The sequence below is a fragment of the Fulvivirga sp. genome (genome assembly GCF_040220315.1).
In the GTDB taxonomy this organism is placed as follows: Bacteria; Bacteroidota; Bacteroidia; order Cytophagales; family Cyclobacteriaceae; genus Fulvivirga.
This window is the reverse complement of record NZ_JAVJUY010000009.1, coordinates 1-2,123: the sequence shown is the minus strand read 5'-3', so window position 1 is coordinate 2,123 and position 2,123 is coordinate 1. Positions and strand designations below refer to the sequence as shown.

At 37.0% G+C, this 2,123-nt stretch carries 4 protein-coding genes; 2 read left to right on the top strand and 2 right to left on the bottom strand.

The window, feature by feature from the left end; all coding sequences use genetic code 11:
- Together RLO81_RS00345 and RLO81_RS00340 are read right to left on the bottom strand one after the other, a co-directional pair.
- Positions 1–588, bottom strand: a 588-nt coding sequence (locus tag RLO81_RS00345; RefSeq protein ID WP_350105613.1) for a DUF4915 domain-containing protein, incomplete at its 3' end; no start/stop codon positions are given.
- Positions 589–594: 6 nt separating this feature from the next.
- Positions 595–1,035, bottom strand: a complete 441-nt coding sequence (locus tag RLO81_RS00340; RefSeq protein ID WP_350105611.1) for a hypothetical protein — start codon at positions 1,033–1,035, stop codon at positions 595–597.
- A 112-nt stretch (positions 1,036–1,147) separates the two neighbouring features.
- Here RLO81_RS00340 and RLO81_RS00335 point away from each other — a divergent pair, with 112 nt between their 5' ends.
- Both RLO81_RS00335 and gatC read left to right on the top strand, forming a co-directional pair.
- Entirely contained in the window at positions 1,148–1,879 is a 732-nt protein-coding gene (locus RLO81_RS00335) for a lysophospholipid acyltransferase family protein (RefSeq protein WP_350105608.1), read from the top strand.
- Positions 1,869–2,123, top strand: a 255-nt coding sequence (gene gatC, locus RLO81_RS00330) for an Asp-tRNA(Asn)/Glu-tRNA(Gln) amidotransferase subunit GatC (RefSeq protein ID WP_350105605.1), incomplete at its 3' end; no start/stop codon positions are given. The genes RLO81_RS00335 and gatC, both read left to right, overlap by 11 nt.

The window sequence follows — 2,123 nt, the reverse complement described above, 5'->3', positions numbered from 1 at the left end:
TATGCCACCTTCCAGCATTTTCTCTTTCCACTCTCGCCCTTCATTACCTTGTCCAAGTGCTGTAACATATTTAGGATTACCTTCTTTATCAATCGCCAACCCGTTTAAGTGACACCTGTCTTCGGGTTTTATTTCAGTAATAAAATGAGGCTTCCAAAAGTTTTTAAAGCTAAAATCAGAATCAAAAGTTGATAGGCAACTAAATAATGTATTAACACCTATTAATCCTTTATTTGAATATGTGATATCGTGAAGGTCCAACGTGCCTGTATGATACGTAACTCTGGGAATGAATAGGCTGTCATACGTATTAGGATTGGCAGGGTAATTCTTGGCCATGCCCGGAGCATTGGTTGTGATAATTAATTCATCCCTTGTGGCAATGGCTAATTTTCCATTTCTCAGTGCCAAACCCATAGGTTTATCAAAATTTCTTGGCAGCTGTATTAGCTGGTTTTCGTCTTTAGCAGAAAATAATACGACTTTTCCTGTTTGATATGTGCTTATAGCAATGGAACATTTTAAGCCGAGTAGTAACTCGGGCATATTAGGTGAGTAGGTATAACTAAAAGGAGGTGGTGGTGTCATTAAAATTTATCTGATGAATGTAAAAATATTTTCTCCTGCCACAGCATTTTTTCTTCCATAAATAGACTCATCTAAAATAAAGGATATTTCTAGCCTGCTTTGAGTTATTTCCTGAATTGTAACATCTAGACCAAAACCGGTAGTGAATGATGTGGCACTTTCATCATTAAAACTCCATGAATCGGTTGATTCAAATACCGCTCTTCCATTTTCTGCAGTAACACCGCCATCACTAAAAGTGAGCGAAAGCCCGCTGAATTCATCGGTATAATCAACTTCACCTACATTTACACTTTGAAGATTCCAAACAGTACCTGAAGATGCATCTCCGATTAATAAATTTTTTACCCTTTCAGTTTCTGAAATAGACGGGTCGTCACTTCCACTATCGCAACCCATGTAAGCGAAAAATGAAAATAGAATAACTAAGCTGAATATATGTTTCACTCTCATCTTGTTGAATATTTTGACTTATGAAATTACTAAATTTTAAGCATTCATAACTGGATTAGCAGAGTATATTTCGTCATTTTGCGGATTGATCATTAAAGATATTCCATTGAAAATAATCAGAGGTCTTCATACTGTTTATGCACTGATCGTTTTTATGATCCTCTTTATGGTGCTGCTGCCGCTGTTTTTAATACCCATCGTTAGAAAAAGCCAGTTTCATCTTACCGGGATATTCAATCGTATTTGGGCTAACATTTTTTTTCGACTGACATTTTTTCCAATCGATTTGGAATACCGTTTCAACTACAAGGAGAAAAAGCAATATGTTTTTTGTCCTAACCACTTCTCTTACTTAGATATCCCAACAATGGGGCTAAATAAAATCAATGCCGTTTTTGTGGGCAAAAATGATATGGAAAACATTCCGCTATTCGGCTACATGTACAGAAAACTGCATATAACCGTGGATCGTGGAAGTCTGAAAAGCAGGTACAATACTATCTTACGATCTTTTGAAGCTATAGATGAAGGCAAGAGCTTAATGATTTTTCCTGAAGGTGGCATTTTAACTGATAAGTTGCCTGAAATGGTGCGGTTTAAGGATGGCGCCTTTCGTACAGCCATTGAGAAACAAATTCCGATAGTGCCGGTAACTATTCCTTATAATTGGATAATTTTGCCTGACGGTCAATGGTTACCAAAAGTGCGAACCATCAAAGTAATTTACCATGAACCGATAGAAACCAAAGGCTTAACGCTAGAAAATCTACCGGAGCTCAAACAAAAAACATTTGACACGATCGATCAGGAATTGAAGAAAATACTCAATGAAAGTTGATAGAGAGTTATTAAATAAAACGGCACACCTCGCCAGACTCAATTTTGATGATAAATCGGCCGAAGCAATGATGGCTGATATGTCCAAAATCATCACATGGGTTGAAAAACTCAACGAAGTGGATACTGAGGGTGTGGCACCGCTTACTACCATGTCTCACGAAATAAATGTGTTTAGAGAAGATGAAGTTAAATCACATTTAAGTCATGAGCGTGCATTAAAAAATGCACCGAAAAAGGATTCT